At 74.9% G+C, this 23207-nt stretch carries 12 protein-coding genes; 11 read left to right on the forward strand and 1 reads right to left on the reverse strand.

Going from position 1 to position 23207, the window contains the following annotated elements; genetic code table 11:
- The first annotated feature begins 19 nt into the window (after positions 1 to 19).
- The 10 genes from ACZ51I_RS13795 (at position 20) to ACZ51I_RS13840 (ending at position 20099) form a co-directional block, all read left to right on the forward strand.
- A complete protein-coding gene (locus tag ACZ51I_RS13795; RefSeq protein ID WP_468875083.1) occupies positions 20 to 5536 on the forward strand; it encodes a condensation domain-containing protein in 5517 nt (1838 codons plus the stop codon).
- Between the two features lie 456 nt (positions 5537 to 5992).
- A complete protein-coding gene (locus ACZ51I_RS13800) occupies positions 5993 to 13135 on the forward strand; it encodes an amino acid adenylation domain-containing protein (protein WP_468875085.1) in 7143 nt (2380 codons plus the stop codon).
- Positions 13132 to 13347 carry an MbtH family protein gene (locus ACZ51I_RS13805; RefSeq protein ID WP_468875087.1) on the forward strand — a complete coding sequence of 72 codons (216 nt, stop codon included), beginning with the start codon at positions 13132 to 13134 and terminating at the stop codon, positions 13345 to 13347. The genes ACZ51I_RS13800 and ACZ51I_RS13805 overlap by 4 nt, the downstream gene beginning before the upstream one ends.
- A gap of 164 nt (positions 13348 to 13511) precedes the next feature.
- Positions 13512 to 13922, forward strand: a complete 411-nt coding sequence (locus ACZ51I_RS13810; protein WP_468875089.1) for a cobalamin B12-binding domain-containing protein — start codon at positions 13512 to 13514, stop codon at positions 13920 to 13922.
- Positions 13919 to 15232, forward strand: coding sequence for a methylaspartate mutase (locus ACZ51I_RS13815; protein WP_468875092.1), 1314 nt, complete (start codon positions 13919 to 13921; stop codon positions 15230 to 15232). Before ACZ51I_RS13810 ends, ACZ51I_RS13815 begins: the two co-directional genes overlap by 4 nt.
- A gap of 104 nt (positions 15233 to 15336) precedes the next feature.
- Positions 15337 to 16341 (forward strand): asparagine synthetase A, encoded by a 1005-nt coding sequence (locus ACZ51I_RS13820; protein ID WP_468875094.1) that lies wholly within the window; start codon positions 15337 to 15339, stop codon positions 16339 to 16341.
- Positions 16338 to 17624, forward strand: coding sequence for a glutamate synthase-related protein (locus ACZ51I_RS13825; RefSeq protein ID WP_468875097.1), 1287 nt, complete (start codon positions 16338 to 16340; stop codon positions 17622 to 17624). The genes ACZ51I_RS13820 and ACZ51I_RS13825 overlap by 4 nt, the downstream gene beginning before the upstream one ends.
- Complete coding sequence (locus tag ACZ51I_RS13830) at positions 17621 to 17983, forward strand: hypothetical protein (protein ID WP_468875099.1); 363 nt, start codon at positions 17621 to 17623, stop codon at positions 17981 to 17983. Before ACZ51I_RS13825 ends, ACZ51I_RS13830 begins: the two co-directional genes overlap by 4 nt.
- Before the next feature lie 75 nt (positions 17984 to 18058).
- Positions 18059 to 19351, forward strand: coding sequence for an MFS transporter (locus tag ACZ51I_RS13835; protein WP_468875102.1), 1293 nt, complete (start codon positions 18059 to 18061; stop codon positions 19349 to 19351).
- Positions 19352 to 19358: 7 nt separating this feature from the next.
- Positions 19359 to 20099: a 4'-phosphopantetheinyl transferase family protein gene (locus ACZ51I_RS13840; protein ID WP_468875104.1), complete on the forward strand. Its 741-nt coding sequence runs from the start codon at positions 19359 to 19361 to the stop codon at positions 20097 to 20099.
- 22 nt (positions 20100 to 20121) lie between these two features.
- Here ACZ51I_RS13840 and ACZ51I_RS13845 read toward each other — a convergent pair whose 3' ends face one another.
- Positions 20122 to 22554: a SpoIIE family protein phosphatase gene (locus tag ACZ51I_RS13845; protein ID WP_468875106.1), complete on the reverse strand. Its 2433-nt coding sequence runs from the start codon at positions 22552 to 22554 to the stop codon at positions 20122 to 20124.
- Positions 22555 to 22874: 320 nt separating this feature from the next.
- Here ACZ51I_RS13845 and ACZ51I_RS13850 point away from each other — a divergent pair, with 320 nt between their 5' ends.
- Positions 22875 to 23156, forward strand: a complete 282-nt coding sequence (locus tag ACZ51I_RS13850) for a hypothetical protein (RefSeq protein WP_468875108.1) — start codon at positions 22875 to 22877, stop codon at positions 23154 to 23156.
- Positions 23157 to 23207 lie beyond the last annotated feature (51 nt).

Consider the following 23207-nt stretch of genomic DNA (forward strand, 5'->3'; position numbering starts at 1 on the left):
CTCACGAGGAGCAGCAACCGTGATCCCCCTGTCCTACGCCCAGCGCCGCCTGTGGTTCCAGAACCGGCTCGAGGGCTCCTCCCCGGCCTACAACGCGCCCGTGGTGCTCCGGCTGGGATCGATGCCCGACCCGGCGACCCTCGAGGCGGCGGTACGGGACGTGGTGGAGCGGCACGAGGTGCTCCGGACCGTGTACCCGGCCCGGGACGAGGAGCCGTACCAGAAGATCCTCGACGCCGCCGACGTACGCTTCGAGGTGGAGGAGTGCGGCGCGGGTGAGGACGTGGAGGCCCGGGCGACGGCGTTCGCCCGGCTCCCCGTGGACGTGACTCGCGAACTTCCCCTCCAAGTGCGGCTGTTCAAGGTCGACGACGGGACGGCCGTCCTGGTGCTCCTCCTGCACCACATCGCCACGGACGGCTGGTCGGTGAGCTGCCTGCTCGCCGACCTCGACACCGCCTATCGCGCCCGCGCCGGAGGTCACGCCCCCGACCGGGAACCGCTCCCCGTCCAGTACGCGGACTACGCCCTGTGGCAGCGGGACATGCTCGGTGACCCCGAGGACCCCGAGAGCACCGCCCACGAGCAACTCGCGCACTGGCGCGAGGCCTTGGCCGGCATCCCGGCGGAGACACGGCTGCCCGCCGACCGGCCCCGGCCCACGGAGCCCAGTCACCGGGGCGCCGTCGTCGCGGCGGAGCTGGACGCCGGCACCCACCGGGCCCTCGCCGCCGTCGCGCGCGCCCGGCGCGGGACGCTCTTCATGGTGGCCCGGGCCGCCCTGGCCCTCGCCCTGCGGGCGGCGGGCGCGGGTGACGACGTGGTCGTGGGCACGGCGGTGGCGGGCCGGCCCGAGGAGGACCTGCACGAGCTCGTCGGGTTCTTCGTGAACACCCTGGCCCTGCGCACCGACCTCTCGGGAGACCCCGGGCTCGGCGCGCTCGTGGACCGCGTCCGCGAGACGGACCTCGCCGCGTTCGCACACGAGGACCTGCCCTTCGACCTCCTCGTCGAGGACCTCAACCCGGAGCGCTCCCTAGGGCGCCACCCGTTCTTCCAGGTCATGCTGAGCGCGCAGCCCCGGCAGCAGGACCGGACCGTCCGGCTCGGTCCCGTCCCCGCCGTCCTCGACGACGCGGACCTCGCCACCGCCAAGTTCGACCTGAGCTTCCACTGCCAGGAGACGCCCGACGCCGGAGGCGAACCCGGCGGGCTGCTCCTCGGGCTCCAGTACGCGACGGACCTGTACGACGAGGACACCGCCCGGCTCCTGCTCGCACTGTTCCAGCGCGCCCTGAGGGCCATCGCCGAAGAAGGGGAGAGCACCCCTCTCAGCCGGATCCACCTCGTCACGGACGAGGAGCGCACCGCCCTCGACCGCCGCCACCGGGCCCTCTCCGAGGCGGCACGGGCCCGCACCGCCGGCAGGCACGAGGAGCGCGAGAGCGGGCGCACCGGCTCCCGCACCGTGGAGGACCCCCGCGAGGAGATCCTGAACGGCCTCTTCGCGGAGATCCTGGACCGGGACGGCGTCCGCTCCGGCGACAACTTCTTCAAACTCGGCGGCCACTCCCTGCTCGCCGGCAAGCTCACCAACCGCATCCGGGGCGCCCTCGGGCTCCAGGCCGCGATCCGTGACGTCTTCCTCGCCCCGACCCCCCGCCAACTCCTCCGCCGCCTCGCGGGACGCGGCGACGGCCCCCGCCGCCCCGCCCTGCGGCCGGTACCGGCCGGACACCGCCCCGACCCGCTCCCCCTGTCGTACGCCCAGCGCCGGCTGTGGTTCCTCAACCGGCTCGAAGGCTCCTCCCCGGCGTACAACGCACCCATGGTGCTCAGCCTCGACGCCCACCCCGAGACGGCCGTCCTGGAGGCGGCCGTACGGGACGTGGTCCACCGCCACGAGGTGCTGCGGACGATCTGTCCCGTACGGGACGGGGAGCCGTACCAGCGCGTCGTCGACGCTCCGGACGTACGGGTCGAGGCCGAGGAGTGCGCCACGCGCGAGGAAGCGCGGGCGCGGGCGACCGGCTTCGCCGGGATCCCGCTCGACGTGACGACCGAACTTCCCCTCCGCGTCAAGGTGTTCAAGGTCGCGGACGGTACGGCGGTGCTCGTTCTCTCGGTCCATCACATCGCGACCGACGGCTGGTCGGTGGGCTCCCTGCTCGCCGACCTCGACAGCGCCTACCGCGCCCGCTCCGAGGGCCGCGCCCCCGACTGGGAGCCGCTGCCCGTCCAGTACACCGACTACACCCTCTGGCAGCGCGAACTCCTCGACGGCGAACACGGCATCCGTGACGACCAGCTGGCGTACTGGCGCAAAGCCCTGGACGGGATCCCGGCCGAGACCCGGCTGCCCGCCGACCGGCCACGGCCCACGGAACCCAGCCATCGGGGCGCGGTGGTGACGGGTGAGCTGGACGCCGCGGTCCACAAGGCGCTCGCGGGAGTCGCCAGGAGCCGCCGGGTCACGTTCTTCATGGTCGTCCGGGCCGCCCTGGCCCTCGCCCTGCGGGCGGCGGGCGCGGGTGACGACGTGGTCGTGGGCACGGCGGTGGCGGGCCGGCCCGAGGAGGACCTGCACGAGCTCGTCGGCTTCTTCGTGAACACCCTCGCCCTGCGCACCGACCTCTCCGGCGACCCCACCCTCGCCGAACTCGTCCGGCGCGTGCGGGACGGCGACCTCGCGGCCTTCGCCCACGACGATCTGCCGTTCGACCTCCTGGTCGAGGACCTCAACCCCGAACGTTCCCTCGGCAGGCACCCCTTCTTCCAGGTGATGGTCAGCGCGCAGACCGCGCAGTCCGCGGGGGACACGGCCGTCCGCCTCGGCGGCATCACCGGCGTGACGGACGGTGCCGACCTCGCCGGAGCCAAGTTCGACCTCGCCTTCCACTGCGTCGAGACCCACGACACCGGCGGCGAACCCGGGGGAGTGCTCCTCGGACTCCAGTACGCGACGGACCTGTACGACGAGGACACCGCGCGACTTCTCCTCTCCCTCTTCCGGCGCGCCCTGACCACCGTCGCCGAGCGGACCGGCGACACCCCGCTGAGCGGGATCGAGCTGCTCACCGGCGAGGAGCGCCAGGGGCTCGACCGCCGACACGACGCGCTCGCGCACACCCGCGCTCTCGCTCTCGACGAGCGGAGGCGCGCCACACGGGGCGACCGGGGGACGGCGGCACTTCCCCCGGCAGACCCCCGCGAGGAGATCCTCCGCGGCCTGTTCGCCGAGGTCCTCGACCGGGACGAGGTGCGGCCCGGGGACAACTTCTTCAAGCTCGGCGGGCACTCCCTGCTCGCCGGCAAGCTCACCAACCGCATCCGGGGCGCCCTCGGGCTCCAGGCCGCGATACGTGACGTCTTCCTCGCCCCCACGCCCCGGCAGCTGCTCCACCGTCTCGACGAGCGCGGCGACGGCCCCGCCCGTCCTCCGCTGCGGCCCGTCCCCGAAGCCCTGCGCCCCGCACGCGTCCCGCTGTCCGCCGCCCAGCTCCGGCTCTGGTTCCTCAACCGGCTCGAAGGCCCCAGCGCCACGTACAACATCCCCGTGGTGACCAGGCTCCACCGCCCCGTCGAGCCCGCCGTCCTGGCCGCCGCCCTCGCGGACGTCGCCGACCGCCACGAGATCCTGCGCACCGTCTACCGGACGGCGGACGGCGAGCCGTACCAGCACGTGCTGACCGGTGCGGCGCCCGTGCTCCAGCAGGTCACGGCCGACGGCCCGGACGCCCTGCGCGCGGCCGTCGACGCGGCCGCCGGACATGTCTTCGACCTGGCCGCCGAGATCCCCTTCCGGGCCTGGCTGGTGACGGACAGCGCCGGCGACCAGGTGATGGTGCTCCTCGTCCACCACATCGCCGGCGACGGCTGGTCGACGAACTGCCTGCTCGCCGACCTGGACACCGCCTACCGCGCCCGCTCCGAGGGCCGCGCGCCCGACGGGGAGCCGCTGCCCGTCCAGTACACCGACTACACCCTCTGGCAGCACGACCTGCTCGACGGCGAGCACGGGGTCGCGGGCGAACAACTGGCCCACTGGCGCGAGGCCCTCGACGGCCTGCCGCCTCTCCTCGCCCTGCCCACCGACCGGCCGCGCCCCGCCGAGAGCGACGGAGCCGGCGCCCTCACCCCCTTCGAGGTGAGCGCCGCCACCCACCGTGCCCTGCTGCGCTGCGCCCGGGGCAGCGGCGCCACCCTCTTCATGGTCGTGCAGGCCGCCCTCGCCGCCCTCCTCACGCGGCACGGCGCGGGCACCGACCTCGCGATCGGCACCACCGTGGCGGGCCGCGCGGACGACGCCCTGCACCCGCTCGTCGGCTTCTTCGTCAACACCCTGGTCCTGCGCACCGACACCTCCGGCGACCCCGACTTCACCGAGCTGGTGCGCCGGGTCCGCGAGTCCGGGCTCGCCGCGTACAGCTACCAGGACCTGCCCTTCGACCGCCTCGTCGAGCACCTCAGCCCGCACCGCTCCGCCGCGCACGCCCCGCTCGTCCAGGTGATGCTCCAGGTGCACGCGGCGGCCGCCGGGACCGGGACGTCCCCCTCCCCGTCCGTCCTCGACGGTGAACCGGTCGCGTTCAGCGCGGTGGGCGCCAAGTCCGACCTCACCTTCGCGCTCACCGAACTGGTGGACGCGGACGGTGCGCCCGCCGGCCTCCGGGGCGCCCTGGAGTACGCCACCGCGCTCTACGACGCGGACACCGCCGCTCTCCTCGCCCGGCGGCTGACCGAGACCCTCGACGCCGTCGCCGCCGACCCCGGGACCGTGCTGTCCGGCACGTCGCACGGCCCGGGGGCACCCTCCGGCCGGGACATCGTCCTGGACGAGCGGGGGCGCCCCGCGCCGATACGGGTGCCCGGCGAAGTCCACGAGCGGACACCCGGCGGCGGTCTGCGCGCCACCGGCCGCCGGGCCTACGCCGACGCCGACGGGCGTCTGCGGCCCGTGGCCACGCTCACCGTCGGGGGCTACCCGGTGGAGCCGGGCCACGTCGAGGACGTGCTCGGCCGGCACCCCGACGTGACCGGTGCGGCCGTCACCGTCCGCGAGGACCGGCTGTACGCCCATGTGACCTGTGCGCCCGGTGGTGCCGACGGGGCGGCGCTGCGCGCCTGGGCGGGCGAGCGACTGCCCGAGTACCTGATCCCGGCGCGCGTCGTCGTCGTGCCCCGGCTGCCCGCGGCCGGCGAGCCCGCCGACGTCCTGCCCGAGGCGGAGCCGCGGGTCCGCCCGGACGGGCGGGAGGAGCGCCTCCTCGCGGTCTTCCGGGACGTGCTCGGCGGCCGCCCCGTCGGCCGGGACGACAACTTCTTCAAGTCGGGTGGGCACTCCCTGCTGGCGGTCCGGCTCCTCAACCGGATCCGCGCGGAATTCGGCCAGGACCTGACGCTGCGGGACGTCTTCCGCAACCCGACGGCGGCGGGCCTGGCACGCCGCCTGGGCGACGCCGGTCCCGTGCCCGCCGGGAGTGCGGCCCCGGCCCTGCGCCGCCGCACAACGGCCGGCACCCGCCGCCCCCTCTGAAGCCAACCGAGCCCGGCGGCGCGACGGGCGGCGCCGCCGACCCCGTTGTGGGCAGTCGTTCGGCCGGAGCGATGGGTGCCCCCCTGCTCGAGCGGGCACAACGACGGCGCTCCTTGCCGTGCCTGGGCCTCCGCGCCTGAACCCGCACCGCGGCCGCGACGTACCCGGTGGTGCGGGTCCGGGCTCGGAAGGCGGAGGCGCCGCCAGGGGCGCCGTCCCGTGTGCCCACCCTCCCGCCCAGCGGGACGACTGCCCATACGGGCGGGGGCGCCGCCCCGGCCGGGGCGTTCCATGAGCGGGCCCCCGCACCGGCAGCCCCTCGTGCTGGCGTTCTGCCGATCCGAGCTGCCGGGCCGACTGCCCCGCCCGGCAGGACCCCGCGCCTAGCGTGAAGGGCACGGAGGCGAGAGGAACCGTTCGCCCCGGTCTCTCGGCCCTATACCGGAGGAACTCAGCATGCCCCCCAGCAGAACGGAAGACCTGCTCGACGGCGGACCCTCTCCCGCCCCCGCGCCGCCCGTCCTCGACCTGATCGCCCACCAGACGCGCACCCGGCCCGACGCCCCCGCCCTGGTCCACGCCGACACCCGCCTGACCTACGCCGAGCTCGACGCCGCCGTACGGGACCGGGCCCGGGAGCTCACCGCCCAGGGCGCGGGCCCCGGCCGCCTGGTCGCCCTCCACCGGCCCCGCGGCGTCGCCGCGATCGTCGGCCTCCTCGCCGTCCTGACCACCGGCGCCGCCTACCTGCCCCTCGACGTCCAGGCCCCCGACGCCCGCAACGAGGCGATCCTCAAGGACGCCTGCGGTGACCTGGCCCCCGCCCCCGCCGACGTGGCCCGCCACGGCGAACTCGTCCTCGGCGGCCCGGGAGCGGAGGAAGGCGCGGCGTACGTCATCTACACCTCCGGCTCCACCGGCACCCCGAACGGCGTGGTCGTCGCCCACGACTCCCTCGCCCACTTCGTCGCCGGCGCCACCCCGGCCTACGGCATCGGGCCGGACGACGCGGTCCTCCAGTTCAGCCCGCTGCACTTCGACGCCAGCATCCAGGAGATCTTCGCGACCCTCGGCGCCGGCGGCACCCTCGTCCTGCGCACCGACGACATGCTCGACGTCGCCGAACTCCTCGCGGGCTGCGCCCGGCACGGCGTCACCTATCTCGACCTGCCCGCCGCCTACTGGCACGAGCTCGTGTACGTCCTCACCACGGGCTCCGTCCGCCTTCCCGACACCCTGCGCACCGTGATGATCTACGGCGAGGCCGCCCTGCCGGAGCGCGTCGCCCAGTGGCGCGGCCTCGTCGGCGACCGGATCCGCCTCCTCAACGGCTACGGCCCCACCGAGACCACCGTCGTCGCCACCGTGGCCGACCTGAGCCGCCACGAGTCCGGGCCCATCCCCATCGGCCGGCCGCTGCCCGGTGTCCGCGCCGCCGTCGTCGGCGGCGAACTGTGGCTGCTCGGCGGCGGCCTGACCCGCGGCTACCTCCACCGGCCCGAACTGAACGCACGCCGCTTCACGGAGCTCGACGGTGAACGCGCCTACCGCACCGGTGACCTCGTCACCATCGGCGAGGACCGGCAGATCCTGTACCACGGCCGGCTCGACGACGAGGTGAAGATCGGCGGCCAGCGCATCGACCCCGCCGCCGTCGACTCCGTCCTCGCCGGCCACCCGGCGGTCCGGGAGGCCGCCGTCGTCGCCCAGCAGGACGGCGACGGCGTCAAGCGCCTCGTCGCCTTCGTGGTGACCGAGGGCGGCACCGGCGCGGAGGAGCTGCGCGACTGGGTACGCGCGCGCATGCCGGCCGCCGCCGTGCCCGCCGTCTCGATCGTCGTCGCCCTGCCCCGTACCAGCTCCGGAAAGATCAACCGCAAGGCGCTGCGCACGGCCGACCCGCGCCTGCCCGTCGTCGACGAGGAACCCCTGCCCGCCGAGGACCGCGTCCCCCTCTCCCACGCCCAGCGCCGGCTGTGGCTGGTCGGCCAGCTCGACGGACCGTCCGCGGCCTACAACATGCCGATCGTCCTCCACCTGGAGACGGCCCCCGACCGGGCCGCGCTCGCCGCCGCCGTGGCCGACGTCGCCGAACGGCACGAGGTGCTCCGCACCGTCTTCCTGGCGCCCGAGGACGAGCCGTACGCGCACGTCCTCGCCCCCACCGCCGTCCGGCTGCGGACCGTCGAATGCCCGGCGGGGGAGCTCGGCACGCGGGTCGCCCGGTTCACCGCCGAGACGTTCGACCTGGCCCGCGAACTCCCGCTGCGCGTCGCCCTGTTCCTGTCGGACGAAGGGCCCGGCGCCACCCTGGCCGTCCTGCTCCACCACGTCGCCGGCGACGGCTGGTCCCTCGAGCCGCTGATGACCGACCTCGCCCACGCCTACACCGCCCGCGCCGAGGGCCGCGCGCCCGACCGGGAGCCGCTGCCCGTCCAGTACGCCGACTACACGCTCTGGCAGAACGACCTCCTCGGCGACGCCGGCGACCCCGACTCCGTCATCGCCCGCGGCCTCGCCCACTGGACCGCCGCCCTGGACGGTCTGCCCGCCGCCACCGACCTGCCCCTCGACCGGCCCCGGCCCGCCGTCCGTGACCACGACGGCGGCCTGGTCACCACCACCGTCGAACCGGACGTCCACGCACGGCTCGTCCGCCTCGCCGAGGAGCACGACGCCAGCCTGCTCATGGTGGTGCAGGCCGCGCTCGCGCTCGCCCTGCGCGCCTCCGGCGCCGGAGAGCGCACCGCCGTCGGCACCCCCGTCGCCGGACGCGACGACGAGGCCCTCGACGAGCTGGTCGGCTTCTTCGTCAACACGCTGGTGCTGCCCACCGACACCTCCGGCGACCCCGCCTTCACCGACCTCCTGCACCGGGTCCGCGACACCGACCTCGCGGCCCTCGCCCACCAGCGCCTGCCCTTCGACCTCCTCGTGGAGCACCTCAACCCGCCCCGCACCGCTGGCCTCCACCCGCTCTTCCAGGTGATGCTCACCCTGCGCACCACGGGCCCCGACGGCGGTCCCTTCCGTCTCGGCCCCATCGGAGGCCGCTTCGCCGGCGAAGGACCGGCCACCACCAAGTTCGACCTCACGGCCGCCTTCGAGGAGCTGCGGAACGCCGACGGCGCCCCCGCCGGACTGCGCTGCGGCCTGGAGTACGCGCGCGACGTCCTCGACGAGGGGACCGCCCGTATCCTGCTCACCGCCCTGGAGCGCGCCCTGCGCGCCGCGGCCGACCACCCCGAGGCCCCCGTGCCGGACACCGGCCTCGTCGGCCCCGCGACCCGGCGCGCCCTGGACGAACGGCGGGCCCGCGCCGTCGAGACCGCGGCGGCCGCGACCCCGCAGGCCGGCTCGGAGCCCCCCGCCGCCCACACCGACACCCTGCGGGAGCTCTTCGCCGAGGTCCTCGGGCTCGACCGGGTCGGCCCCCACGAGGGCTTCTTCACCATCGGCGGCCACTCCATGAGCGGCGTACGCCTCGCCAACCGGATCCGCGCCCGCCTCGGCGCCGACGTCCAGGTCCGCGACCTGCTCCTCGCCCCCACCCCCGACGCCCTCGCCCGGCGCATCGCCGCCCGCTCCACCACCCCGCACGCCGACGGCGAGCCCGGCCCTCGGGAGCCCGCGCCGCGCCCCCGCCCGGTGCCGCGAGCGGACCGGCCCGCACGCGTCCCCCTCTCGTACGCCCAGCGCAGACTGTGGTTCATCGACACCCTCGAAGGCCCCAGCGCCTCCTACAACATCCCCCTCGTCCTCAGGGCGGCGGAAACCCTCGAGACCGGCCCGCTGGCCGAGGCCCTCACCGACCTCTGCGACCGGCACGAGGTGCTGCGCACCCGCTACCGGACCGTCGACGGCGAACCCCACCAGGAGATCCTGTCCACCGTCCGGCCCCCTCTCGACGTAAGGCGCGTCCCCGCCGGGCTGCTCCAGGACGCCGTCGCCGAAGCCGCGGGACACGTCTTCGACCTGGCGGGGGAGACGCCCCTGCGGGCCACCCTCCTCACCCCCGACGACGGCGGCGGCCAGGTCCTGGTCCTGCTCGTCCACCACATCGCCGCCGACGGCTGGTCCACCGGGCCCCTCCTCGCCGACTTCGGTACCGCCTACCGTGCCCGCGCCGAGGGCCGCGAGCCCGGCTGGGCGCCGCTGCCCGTCCAGTACGCCGACTACACCCTCTGGCAGCGCGACCTGATCGACGGCCCGGCCGCCACGGCCCACCTCGAGTTCTGGGAGCGGACCCTCGCCGGCGCCCCCGCCGTACTCGAACTGCCCTCCGCCCGCCCCCGCCCCGCCGAGGCCACCCACCGCGGCGGACGCGCCCCCGTCAGCCTCGACGCCGCCACCCACCAGGCCCTCGAAGCCGTGGCCCGGCGCGGCGGCGCCACCCTCCTCATGGTCCTCCAGGCCGCACTGGCCGCCGTCCTCACCCGCCACGGCGCCGGCACCGACCTGCCCCTCGCCACCATGACCGCCGGACGCGACGACGAGAACCTCGGCGACCTGGTCGGCTTCTTCGTCAACACCCTCGTGCTGCGCACCGACACCTCAGGCGACCCCACCTTCGCGGAACTCCTCGAACGCGTCCGGGAGACCGACCTCGCCGCGTACGGGCACCAGGAACTCCCCTTCGACCGGGTCGTCGAGCATGTCAACCCCGTCCGCACCACCGCCCACCACCCGCTGGCCCAGATCGTCGTCCAGCTCCACCACGACTACACCCGCGACGCCCCCGGGGCGGCCGCCGCGAAGAACCTCTTCCAGGAGGGGGGACCCGCGCTCCTCGACACCGTCTCCACCAAGTTCGACCTGACCTTCGCCCTGGAGGAGCGGCGGGACGCGGACGGACGGCCCGCCGGCATGGCCGGCGGCCTCGAGTACGCCACGGACCTGTTCGACGCCCCCACCGCCGCGCTCCTCGCCGCCCATCTGGAGCACACCCTGCGGGCCGCGGCCGCCGATCCCGGTGTACGGATCGGGGACGTGGACCTGTTGACCCCGGCCGACCGGTTCCGGCTGGTCAGTGAGTACAACGACACCGCCACCGTGGTTCCCGGCGACCCGGAGACCATCCACGGGCTGATCGCCCGGCGCGCCGCCCGCACCCCCGACGCCCCTGCCCTGATCACCGACGAGGAGGCCGTCGGCTACGGCGCGCTCGACGCCCGGGCGGACGCGCTGGCCGCCCGCCTCCGGACTGCCGGAGTGCGCCGCGGCGACACCGTCGGCGTCCTCCTCGAACGCGGTGTGCCGCTGGTGGTGACGGCCCTCGCGGTCCTCAAGTGTGGCGCCGCCTACCTCCCCCTGGACCCGCGCCTTCCCGGGGCGAGGATCCGGCTGATGCTGGAGGACGCCGGGGTACGGGTGGTGGCGACCGACGCGGACCACGCCGCGCGGGCCGGGGAAGCCGTACCGACGCTGCTGGACGTGGACGCGCCCGACACCGGAGAGCCTCACGACGAGGAGCCGCGCGCCACCAGTGACGACCTGATGTACGTGATGTTCACGTCCGGTTCGACGGGACGGCCGAAGGGCGTCGGCGTCACCCACCGCAACGTCGTGGAGCTCGCGCGCGACCGCGACGTCCGCGCCGGCGGACCGTGCCGGATGCTGGTCCACTCGGCGACCGGATTCGACGCCTCCGTCTTCGAGATCTGGGTCCCGCTGCTCAACGGCGGCAGCCTCGTCCTCACCCGGGGCGACGGCACCGACCTGGCCGAGACCGCGCGCGCCGTCCGCGAACACGGCGTCACCACCGCCTACTTCACCGTCGGCCTCTTCCACGTCATGGCCGACGAGGGCCTGGACACCCTGCGGCTCCTGCGTGAGGTGTGGACCGGCGGCGACGTCGCCAACCCGGCCGCCGTCCAACGGGTCCTCACCCACTGCCCCGACACCGTCCTGGTCCACTCCTACGGCCCCACCGAAACCACCTTCGCCTCCCACAACCAGTGGTTCGGCACAGGCGAACGCGCCCTCCGGGGCGCCGGCCTCCACCTCGGGCGGCCCATGGACAACACCCGCAGCCACGTCCTCGACGACGCGCTGCGCCCGGTCCCGCCGGGCGTCCCCGGCGAGCTGTACATCGCCGGTTCGCACATGGCCCGCGGCTACGTCGGCCGGGCAGGTCTGACCGCCGAACGGTTCGTCCCCGACCCGTTCGAGGGCGACGGCAGCCGCATGTACCGCACGGGCGACCGCGTGCTCTGGACCCCCGCCGGTGAACTCCGGTTCCTGGGAAGGGCGGACGGTCAGATCAAGCTGCGCGGCGTACGGATCGAACCCGGGGAGGTCGAACGGGCCCTCGCCGGGCACCCCTCGGTCGGACAGGCGCTCGTCGTGGTCCGGGAGGACCGACCCGGCGAGAAGAGCCTCGTCGGCTACGTCGTCCCCCGCGCGGACGCGTCGGTCACCGAGGCCGAGATGCTCGCCGAGGCGCGCGCCACGCTCCCCGAGCACCTCGTGCCGTCCGCCGTCGTCGTCCTCGACGCCCTGCCGCTCACCGTCAACGGAAAACCCGACCGCGCGGCGCTGCCCGCACCGCACCGCCCCGCCGCCGCCGAGGGCGGCCGGCAGCCCCGCAACCCGCGCGAGGAGGTGCTGTGCACCCTGTTCGCCGAGGTCCTCGGCGTTCCCCGGGTCGGCATCGACGACAACTTCTTCGCCCTGGGCGGCCACTCGCTGCTCGGCGTCCGCCTGGTCAACCGCGTCCGCGGCGTCCTCGGCATCGAGCGCACCGTCCGCGACCTGTTCCGCCTGCCCACCCCCGCCGGGCTCCTCGGACTGCCCGAGGAAGGCGACGGCACGGCCGCCGCCCTGGGCGTCCTGCTCCCGCTCAGCACCCGCGGCACCCGCCGACCGCTGTTCTGCGTCCACCCCGGCACCGGCGTCGGCTGGGCCTACGCCGGGCTCGCCCGTCACCTGGGCGACGACCAGCCGCTGTACGCGCTCCAGGCCCGTGCGCTGAGCGAGCCCGGCCACCGGCCGCGCAGTGTCGAGGAGATGGCCGACGACTACCTGGAGCAGATCCGGCACGTCCAGCCCTGGGGCCCCTACCGCCTGCTCGGCTGGTCCTACGGCGGTCTCGTCGCCCACGCCATGGCGGTACGGCTCCGCGAGGCCGGCGAGCGGGTCGAACTGCTCGCGCTCATGGACGTCCACCAGACCGGGCCGGGCAGCGTCTCCGTACTCCCGGCCGAGGAGCGGACGGTGGCGGCCGGGCCGGCGGAGGCCGGGGACCTCACCGCGGCGATGGAGGCGATCCGCCGCGAGGACCCCGTCCTCGCCGGGTTCTCCGACGCCGAACTCCGGTCGGTGCTCCGCGCCTCCGAAACCCACGCCGCCCTCATGGCGCGGCACGTGCCGGGCGTCGCCGACACCGACACGGTGTTCTTCACCGCCCGTCGGCCGGGGGAGCCGGAAGGTGCTCTCGCCGCCACCTGGATTCCCTTCACCGAAGGGGTCATCGAGCATCACACCGTCGAATGCGGTCACCTTCAGATGGCCGAACCGGAACCTCTCGAAAAAATCGGAAGAATAGTCGCGGAGAAACTCTCCGCGCTCCAGAAGGAAGAAACGAGGAGCCAGTCATGAGCGAGTCCGTCAACCCGTTCGACAACGCCGAGGGCACCTTCCACGTCGTCGTGAACGACGAGGGCCAGCACTCCCTCTGGCCGGCCTTCGCGGACATCCCCGCGGGCTGGACCAGCGTCTGGGGTGCCGGGGGCCGCGCCGAAGCCCTGGAGTACATCACCGCCCACTGGACCGACATCCGCCCGCGCAGCCTCGTCGCCCAGTACGCCTGACCCCGCCCGGCCGAAGCGCCGTGCCCCGCAGCCGATGCGGGGCACGGCGCTTTTCCGTGCCCCGCCGACGCGATGCGGAACCGGTATTTCCGGAATGAAAGTGCCGGTCCGTGCTGCCGGTCCTCCTTCCCCTTCCGGAGTCCCCGGAAATCTATTCTCGACCCATGAAGATACTTCTGAGCGGAACCGCATCGGATTCCCATACGTGGAATCTCGTGTACCTCCGTCTCTTCCTCGAGGAACAGGGCCACGAGGTCGTCGGGCTCGGTCCCTGCGTGCCCGCCGAGCTGCTGGTCGCCGGCTGTCTGCGACACGCCCCCGACGCGGTGGTGCTCAGCAGTGTCAACGGGCACGGCTACCGCGACGGACTCGCCGCCGTCCGCGGGCTGCGCGCGGAACCCGCCCTGACCGGCCTCCCCGTGGTGCTCGGCGGCAAGCTCGGCGTCGTCGGGCACCGCCAGGAAGCGGACGTGGCGCGGCTGACCGACGCCGGCTGTGACGCCGTACTCGGCGAGGACCTGGACGCCCTGCGCGCGTTCCTCGCCGCCCGCTCCCGCAGGGGGGTGCCGGCTTGACCGCCCCGGCCCCCGACTTCGGCGGCTTCGTCGCGGCCTCCATGGCCGCCGGCCGGCTCGTCGTCCAGCCCCGCATGGGTTTCGGCGAGCCCAGCCGCATGCGAGCCGGGCTCGCCCGGACCAGGGCCGCCACCGCCCACACCGCGGGCACCCTGACCGTCGACAGCTACACCCGCGTCGGCGACCTGGCCGCCGCCCGCGCCGCGGTGGCCGAGGGCAGCCGTCTCAACGGCTACCCGATCGCCGCGCACTCCCCGGCCACCACCCGGACCGTCCTGGACGGGCTGTTCGACGCGGACTTCCCCGTACAGGTCCGGCACGGCTCGGCCCGCCCCCTGGCCATCGTGCGGGCACTCACCGAGGCGGGCCTCGACGCCACCGAAGGCGGGCCCGTCTCCTACTGCCTGCCGTACGGCCGCACCCCCCTCCGGGAGTCCGTCACGGCGTGGGCCCGCGCCTGTGAACTGCTCGCCACGGGGGCACGTCCCGGAGCCGTCCCCCACCTGGAGAGCTTCGGGGGCTGCCTCCTCGGCCAGCTCTGCCCGCCCGGCCTGCTGGTGGCCACGAGCGTCCTGGAGTGCCTGTTCTTCGCCCAGTTCGGGCTGCGGAGCGTCTCGCTCAGCTACGCCCAGCAGACCCACCCGGCCCAGGACGAGGAGGCCCTGCGCGCCTTGCACCGACTCGCCGCCGAGTTCCTGCCCGACGCCGTGGACCACCACGTCGTGCTCTACACCTACATGGGCGTCTTCCCGCGCACCGAACAGGGCGCCACCCGTCTCCTGGAGGCCTCGGCCCGGCTCGCCGTGCGCTCCGGCGCCGGCCGCCTCATCGTCAAGACCACCGCGGAGGCCCACCGCATCCCGACCGTCGAGGAGAACGTCCGCGCCCTGGAGACCGCCGCCGCGGCCGCGGCACTCGCCGGGCCCCCGGCCCCCGACCGCAGGGCCGGAGAGGACGACGAGGTGTACCGGGAGGCCCGCACCCTCATCGAGACCGTCCTGGGCCTCCACCCCGACCTGTCCCGGGCGCTGCCGACCGCGTTCGCACGCGGGCTGCTCGACGTGCCCTTCTGCCTCCACCCCGACAACGCCGGCCGCTCCCTGGGCTTCGTCGACCCCGAGGGCCGGCTCCGCTGGGCACGCACCGGCGCCATGCCGATCCGCCCGGACGCGGCGGCCGACGCCGCGCCCCTCACCTCGGGCGGCCTGCTCACCGCCCTCCACCACGTCGCCGACCACTACGACGACCCGCGGCACCGCGACAGCGGCGGCGCCCACGACCGGCCCGCGGCCACCCCGCTCACCGTCTGAGCCTCCTGCGCCGGCCGCACGCGCGGCCCGCTCCCGCGAACACCGCATCTCCCGCGCGCCCCACCGCCCGACCACTCCCGCCCACCCCGAACAGGAGCCCCGCCATGGACCAGCACCAGCCCGCCGGCGTACCCGCCGCACCGCCCCCGCTGGGCGAACACCTCCGCTCGCCCCGGCTGCGCGCCGCCATGCTCGTCCAGCAGGAAGCCCTCCACGCCGCAAGGGAGTTCCTGCGCGGCGAGGGCTTCACCGAGCTGCTGCCCCCGCTCGTCGGGCCCGTCACCGACCCCGGAGGCCGCGGGGCCAAGGCCCTCGACGTCGACTACTACGGCCACCCGTACAAGCTGATGACCAGTGCCATCCTCTACAAGCAGGCGTCCCTGCGCGGCTTCCCCCGGCTCTTCTACATCGCCCCCAACGTGCGCGTGGAACCCGAGGAGACCGCGACCACCGGCCGTCACCTCGTCGAGTTCCACCAGATCGACGTGGAGATCGCCGACGCGAGCCGCGAGGACGCCCAGGAGATCGCCGCGGGCCTCCTCACCCATGTCACCGAGCACGTGTGGACCGCCGTCCCCGGGATCCTCGGTGAACTCGGCCGCGTGGAGGCAGACTTCGCCGACATCCGCGCCGGCAAGTACGACGTGCGCACCCACGACGACGCCGTGGCCCGTCTCCTCGCCGCCGGCCACCCGCAGAACCCCGACGGCGAGATCGACTGGGCCGGCGAGCGGATCCTCTCCCTGGAGAGCGACCGCCCCTTCTTCGTCAACGACTACCCCAAGGGCTCCCGCGGCTTCTACGACCGGGAGGACCCCGAACGCCCCGGCGTCCTGAGGAACTTCGACCTGATCGCCCCGCACGGATACGGCGAACTCGTCTCCGGCAGCGAGCGCGAGGCCGACTACGCCACCATCGTCACCCGCATGCGGGAGAGCGGCGAGAACCCCGCCAAGTACGCCTGGTACCTCAAGGAGGCCCGCGACGGCATGCCGGCCAGTGCCGGATTCGGCATGGGACTCCAGCGACTCGTGCGCTTCCTCACCGGCCTCGACGCCCTGTGGCAGGTCAGCGCCTACCCGAAGCTCCCCGGGGTGGTGGCCGCGTGACCGCCCTCGGCGCCCCCGGCTTCCCGGAGCGGGCGATCCGCGCCCGCGCCCGCAACGGCACCGCGGAGGTCTTCCCCGACCCCGCCACGTACGGCACACGACTGTACGGACCGAGTACGGGGCCCACGGCCGCCGACGACCTCGACCGGGCGCGCATCGTCCCGCCCGTCTTCATGCCCCGGCGCCTCGAGAAGCTCATCGACCTGGCCCGCGAACCGGAGTTCACCGACGTCGACCTCGGCTCCCGCGTCGGCGGCTTCACCGCCCGGCTGCCCCTCTACCTGTCCGCCTTCGGTTCCACCCGCGCCGGCAGCGGCGACCTCGCCGTCCACGCGAGCCGGCAGGCCGCCCGCCTCGGCATCCCCATGGTCATCGGGGAGAACATGGTCCCCGTCCACGGCTACCGTCGCACCGGCGACGCCACCCGCTCCGCACTCCTCGCCCGCGTCGAGGCCTATCTCGACGCCGCACCCGGCGGGGCCGGCGGCGTCGTCGTGCAGCAGTCCACCGAGGACGCCGACTCCGAGGTCTGGAACCTCCTCTACAGCGACCCCGCCTTCCGGCCCCTCCTGGAGACCGGCCGGCTCGCCTTCGAGCTGAAGACCGGTCAGGGAGCCAAGCCCGGCCTCGGCGGGATGACCGTCGTCGACCGCGCGGAGGCCGAGCTGCTCGCCCGCCGCTTCGCCGTCCGCAAGGTCCTCGACCCGGACGGCGAGCGCCAGCTGCGCTGCGCCACCCCCGGGACCTTCACCGAGGAGATCCTCCGCCAGCAGCTGCGCTTCATGCGGAACAACTTCCCCAAGGCCCGCACCTGGGTGAAGTTCCACCCGGGCCGCGACATCGCCCACGCCGCACGCACCGCCTGGTCCGCCGGAGCGGACGCCGTCACCGTCGACGGCGCCGAGGCCGGCACCGGCTGGGCCCCCGGCGTCTTCCTCGACCACGTCGGTCTGCCCCTCGCCGCCTGCCTGCGCCGCATCGGCCGCCCCGACGGCTGCCTCCTCGCCACCGGCGGCATGTGGGAGGGCGGCCGGGCCGTGCGCGCCCTCGCCCTGGGGGCCACGGCCGTCGGGCTCGGCCGCGCCGCCCTCGTGGCCGTCGACGAGGACCCCGAACACGGTCTGGAGCGCCTCGCCGACAGCATCGCCCTCGAACTGCGGCTGCTCATCTCCGCGGTGGGCAAGTACGCCGTCGCCGACCTGGGCCCCGAGGACCTGTGGTGGCCCGACGGCGACGCCCACCCCGCCGACCGCGTCACCGACCCGGCGGGAGCGACACCGTGACCGCGCACCGGAGGCGCGGCGGAGACCGCGCGGTCCACGCCGTCCACGCCTGCTTCGACGTCCGGGAGATCCCGGGCATCACGGTGGCGGTCTCCCACGACGGGACCGGCCTTGCCGCCACGGCTCGGCGCACGGCCCAGCGCGCCCTCGCCGAGGCGGGCCGCGGCTACCTCGGCGGCCGCGTCGAGCTCCGTACGCCCCGGAGCCCCGCCCAGGTCACCTCCCGGCCCGGCCTCTTCGGCACGCGCCGGCGCCGCGCCGTCCGCCGGGCCGCCGACCGCGCGGTCGCCCTGGCGGTCGCCGCCACCCTCCGCGGCGAATCCGCCGACATCCGGATCCACGTCCGCCCACCCCTCTGAGGGGTCTTCGCCGCGCCCCGTCCCTCCCACCGCTTCTCCCGGCACCCCCTCCCGCGACCACAGAAAGCCGACCCCATGGGAACGACCCCCGCGACCAGCGCACCGGCAGGCAAAGATCCCGCCGTCGACTGGCGCCGCGTCAGCAGTCTCGTCATCGGCCAGGCCGCCGTCCAGGCGGGCAGCTTCGCGCTCCTGATCGCCATGAGCTGGACGGCGGTCCAGCTCGGCGGCCGTGAAGCCGTCACCTACGTCACCCTCGCCGCCACCCTCCCGCGCGCCCTGCTGCTCCTCTTCGGCGGAGCGCTCGCCGACGCGCTCGGCCCCCGCGCCGTCCTGCTCCGCGCGACGAGCGTCCGTGTCCTCGTCCTCGCGGCCGGAACGGTGGTGACCGCCACCACCGAGAGTCTGTGGCCGCTGATCGCCGTCGCCCTCGTCGACGGCGTCCTCCTCGGACTCACGGGCCCCGCCTCCGGCGTCCTGCTGCCCCACCTCGCCCCCCAGGACCAGCTCGGCCGGGCCAACTCCCTGTTCTCCATGGTGCTGCGGCTCGCCCCCATCGCCGGATCACCCCTCGGTGCCTGGCTGGTCGTGATCGGCGGCCTGCCCGTCGCCATGAGCGCCGCAGCCGTCGGCTGCGCCGTCTGGCTGGCCTGCGCCGCCCACGTCACCCACGGCATGCCCCGGCCCGAGCGCGCGCCCCAGGGGCCCTCCCTGCTGCGCCGCTCCGGCGACGGCTTCCGGCTCCTCGCCGCCCACCCGCGCCTGCGGTGGATGTTCGTCGCCTGCTTCTGCATGGACCTGGCGTTCCTGTGGCCGGCCGAGGTCGCCCTGCCCCTGCGGGCCGCCGAGGAGGGCTGGGGCGTCGGGGCCGTCGCCATGGTCCTGGCCGTCTTCGGCGCCGGGGCGCTGGCGTCCGCCGCCCTGGGGGCGGCCCTCGCCCACCGCATCCCGGCGCACACCAAGCTCGTGGTGACCGGAGTCGGCCTCGCGGTCGGCATGGCCGCGATGGCCCTCGTCCCCTCGCCCGTCGTCCTGGCCGGCACGGCGGGCGCCGTCGGCCTGCTCTCGGGACTCAACGGGCCGGCTCTGGTCACCGCCTACCAGCAGGCCGTTCCCGAGGGCCGGATGGGCGCCGCGATGTCGACCTTCGCGCTCTCCGGGATCGGCGCGGCGCCCCTGTCCCTGGCCCTGTTCAGCCCCGTCTCGCTCACCCTCGGCGTGACCGGGACCTGGCTGCTGTGCGCGGGCCTCGCCCTGCTCTCGCCGGTCGCCGCGGCCGTCGCCCTGCGCGGTGGGGCGGCCGCCGCCACGCCACGCGCCGAGGCCCGTACCCGTACCGCACCGGAGCCCACCGCCACTTCCGTGTGAGGCAGACATGATCCCGCTGGTTCCCGCGCCGCCGACAGCTCCTCCGGCCGGCCCGCTGATCCCGACCACGCTCCCGCCCCTGACCACCGCCCTGCCACGACTGCCCGGCCTGCCCCCCGCACGGCCCCAGCTGTGGCTGGTGGCCACCGACGCCCACCAGGACACCGTCACCCGGTACGCGCCCCTCGTCCTGGACGCCACCGAACTGGCCCGTGCCGAGGAGTTCCGCCGGTCCGGCGACCGTGCCACCTACCTGTGCGCGCACGTCGGACTGCGCCGACTGCTCGGCGCCCACCTGGGCATCGCGCCCCGCACCGTGTCCGTGGCCCGGGCGCCCTGCCCCTGCTGCGGCGAGCCGCACGGGCGCCCCGTACTGCCCGACGGGCGCCTGCACTTCTCGCTCTCCCACTGCGAGGGACTGAGCCTGATCGCCCTCGCGTCCACCCCGGTCGGGGTGGACGTCGAACGGGTGCCGGCGGCGCACACGGTCGCGGAGGCCTCGGAGGTCCTCCACCACGCCGAGGCGGCGGAGCTCGCCGCCGCGCCCCCCGTCCTCCGCCCGGTCGCGTTCGCCAGGGTGTGGACGAGGAAGGAGGCCTATCTGAAAGGACTCGGCATCGGCCTGGGTGCCGACCCCTCCGCCGAGTACGTGGGCGCCGGCCCGGTCCCCTCCGCGCCTCCCGGCTGGCTCCTGAGGGACGTCACCGTCCCGGACGGCCACCACGCCGCCGTGGCGCTCCGCGGGTGAGCGGCGCACGGCCGGGCCGCGGTCACGGCTCCCGGGGCGGCACCTCGGTCCGGCTGCCGGGTACGTGGATGTCGAGGACGCAGATGTCGTCGCGGCGCCCCGCGCCCGTCGCGGCGAGCGTCCGGGCGAGCAGGGGGTGACCGCCCGCCCGCACCAGTCGCAGCGCCTTGGCGGCGAGCCGGGCGAGGCCCGCCGAGAGGTCCTCTCCCGGCTCTTCCACCAGGCCGTCCGTGTAGAGCAGCAGATGGTCCCCGGGGAGCAGCTGGACCGTGGACTCCTCGTACCGGGACTCGTGCGAGGCGCCCAGGAGCGGGCCCTCGGGCTGGGGCAGGAAACACGCCTCGCCGTCGCGGATCAGCAGCGGCGGCAGATGCCCCGCCCGGACCCAGGTCAGGCGGTGGTCCCGGGGCTCGTAGCGCCCCATGACCATGGTCGCGGTGGCGCCGCGCTCGTCGTGGGCCGTGTGGAGGAGGAGGGCGTTGAGCCTGCGGAGGGCGTCCGGAAGACCGGATCCCGTGATCGTCATGCCCTTGGCGGTGAACCGGAGCTGCGCCATGGTGCCGACGGCCGCGAGACCGTGCCCGGCCACGTCGCCCACGACGAACAGCGCGCTCTGGTCGGGCAGTTCGATCGCGGAGTACCAGTCACCCCCGACGTTCAGACCGCGGTCGGCGGGAACATAGGCGACGTCGACGCGCAGACCCGCGAGCTCCAGCGACTGCTCGGGGATCGGCAGCAGCGTGTCCTGGAGCCGGGCGCCCAGCGCCCGTTCGGCCTTGAGCATGCCGCGCTGGACGAGGTTCTCGCGTTCGCTGTCGCGCAGGGCGAGTTCGGCGCCCTTCTGCGCGCTGAGGTCCTGGAAGAAGCCGTGGACCTCCACGGTGGCGCCGTCCACGTCCCGTTGCGCCTCGGCCACGATCCGCAGATGCCGTACGCCGTGCGCGGTGGTGATGCGGAAGGGCTCGTCGATGGCCAGGCCGTCGACGAGAAGCCGCTGGACGGCCGTGCCGAGCCTCGGCACGTCCTCGGGCACCGGATGCTCTGGCAGTTCCTCCAGACGCAGCGGGCCCAGGGCCGGGTCGCGGTCGAAGATCACATACACCTGGTCGGACCAGGTGATCGTCTCCGTGACGAGGTTCCAGCCGGCCCAGCCCAGGTTTCCCAGGCGCTGCATGTCGGCCAGCCGGCGCGTCTCGCGCGCGCTCGTGTCGTGGCGGATCCATGAGACCACGAGACGTTCACCGAGCCGGGAAGCCCGGACCGAGTACACGGACTCCTGCTGGACCCCCGCGGTCACCTCCTCGTACGTGAACGGCTCACCCTCATAGACCGACCCCGTGACCAGGGTGTCCAGATATCCGTCCCAGAGGGCGGTGCCCGCCACGGTCGGGTACGTCTCCAGGATCCGGCGGCCCACCAGCTCCTTGCCGCGACGCCCGGCCACGTCGACGGCCTCCGGCGTGGCCGCGTCGATCCGGTAGTCCTCGACGTCACCGGTCTCGGACCGCAGCGGGGTGAGCAGGACCGCGGGCCCCGGCAGGGCGTCGAAGACCGTCTGGACGGCGGCGACGTCCGTCTCGGGCGATTCGGATCCGAGCGGACCCCGGTCCTCCCGCAGGGGCCCGCCGCACAGCCGGACGGCCCGCCGCAGCAGCGTCCGGGTCCGGGCGTCGAAGGGGCCGGGACGGGCACGGAAGAAACCGACGACCGTCGTCCTCGGCACGCGCCCCGGCACCGGAAGCCAGGCACGGGAGAGCCATCGCTCGGGCGGGTCCCCGATCAGGAGGTACCGGGCGCCGTCCCGCGCCATGTCTTCGAGCCAGACCGCTTCCTGCGCGTCGACGGCCTCCAGCGCGGCGACACCGCTGAGGGGCGGGATACGGCTCCACTGCTCGGCGAACGACTCGCCGACGCCGGCGCTGCCGACCAGTTCCAGGTTCCCGGCCGCCGCCACGGTATAGATCAACACCGCGTTCACGCCCGCCGGCTCCTCCAGAGTCGCCACGAGGAGTTCCGCGACATGGTCCCCGGTTCGCGCGTCCGTCAGCCCCCGGGCCAGCTGTGCCAGTGCCATGCCGTGCCCGGCCGGCCGGGCACGGCCGACGTCGGGACGAAGGGTGTCGAAGGGCGACGGATCATCCTGCTCGGGCAGCCCGGAGGCGACCGGCGCGGGCAGCACGGGTGCCGGCGCGTGGCCGTCCCCGATACGGCCCAGGGTGATCCAGCACTCCTCCAGGAGGGTTCTCCGGTGCTGCTCGGCACGGTCGACCAACAACTGGTACGCGGCGTCCGCCGACCCACCCGCCCCGGCCATCACCACGCCCTTGGCCCGTTCGAGGACAGCCGCCATCGCGGCGCTGCTCTCCAGGTCCGCGACCTCGGCCCGCAGCCGTGCCACGACCTTGGCCAGAGCGAGCACCTCGGGTGCCGCACCCTCACGTGCATCGGGGGCCACGAAATCGCCCTCCATACGTCTGAGCATGCCACGCGGGACCCGGAGTGCACTTTGGCCGGGCCGTTCCGCTCGTGACGATCAGTGCACCGGGACGGCACCGTACCCCGTCCGCGAGGGATGGTGAAAGTGCGCCGGTGTCCACCGTGGACGGATCGGACGGGCTGCGTCGCGGCCATCCGGGGCACCGAAACCACCAGGCGTACGCGCTGCGACTGCCGGTGAGGGACGTTTGCACCGATAATGTCCCTGCCGCCCTCTGCCGTGCTCTCACGATGCCGAGCGTCCTGCGGCAAGGGGCGGGATCCGAAGCAGGAGGAGCCATGCTCATCAGGCATCGGGTCGAGGAGGGCGTCCTGCACCTGGCGCTCCTGCACGACCTGGACGTCCCCACGCGCGCCGCGGCCGCGCTGCAGATCGAGACCCTCCTCCTCGCACACCGGCCGCGCCTGGTCAGGATGCAGCTGCCCACCGCGGACCCCTCGCCCGCGTCACTCAGCGCCCTCGCCCGCGCCCGCCGGATGTGCGAGGGCCTGGGCATCCCGCTGACCGTCGTCGGGCCCGCCCCCGCCGTCCGGCCGTCCGACGCCGCCGGTGCGCCCTGACGGCCGGTCGGCGCCATGAGAGCGCCGGCCCCGGGGCGGAACCCGAGGCCG

It is taken from the genome of Streptomyces sp. NPDC034084 (genome assembly GCF_055575535.1).

Bases quoted from the DNA above. Each gene is read 5' to 3' on its own strand.
- ACZ51I_RS13800 (WP_468875085.1), top strand. From the start codon at position 5,993: ATGCCCCCCAGCAGAACGGAAGACCTGCTCGACGGCGGACCCTCTCCC.
- ACZ51I_RS13805 (WP_468875087.1), top strand. From the start codon at position 13,132: ATGAGCGAGTCCGTCAACCCGTTCGACAACGCCGAGGGCACCTTCCAC.
- ACZ51I_RS13810 (WP_468875089.1), top strand. From the start codon at position 13,512: ATGAAGATACTTCTGAGCGGAACCGCATCGGATTCCCATACGTGGAAT.
- ACZ51I_RS13820 (WP_468875094.1), top strand. From the start codon at position 15,337: ATGGACCAGCACCAGCCCGCCGGCGTACCCGCCGCACCGCCCCCGCTG.
- ACZ51I_RS13835 (WP_468875102.1), top strand. From the start codon at position 18,059: ATGGGAACGACCCCCGCGACCAGCGCACCGGCAGGCAAAGATCCCGCC.
- ACZ51I_RS13840 (WP_468875104.1), top strand. From the start codon at position 19,359: ATGATCCCGCTGGTTCCCGCGCCGCCGACAGCTCCTCCGGCCGGCCCG.
- ACZ51I_RS13850 (WP_468875108.1), top strand. From the start codon at position 22,875: ATGCTCATCAGGCATCGGGTCGAGGAGGGCGTCCTGCACCTGGCGCTC.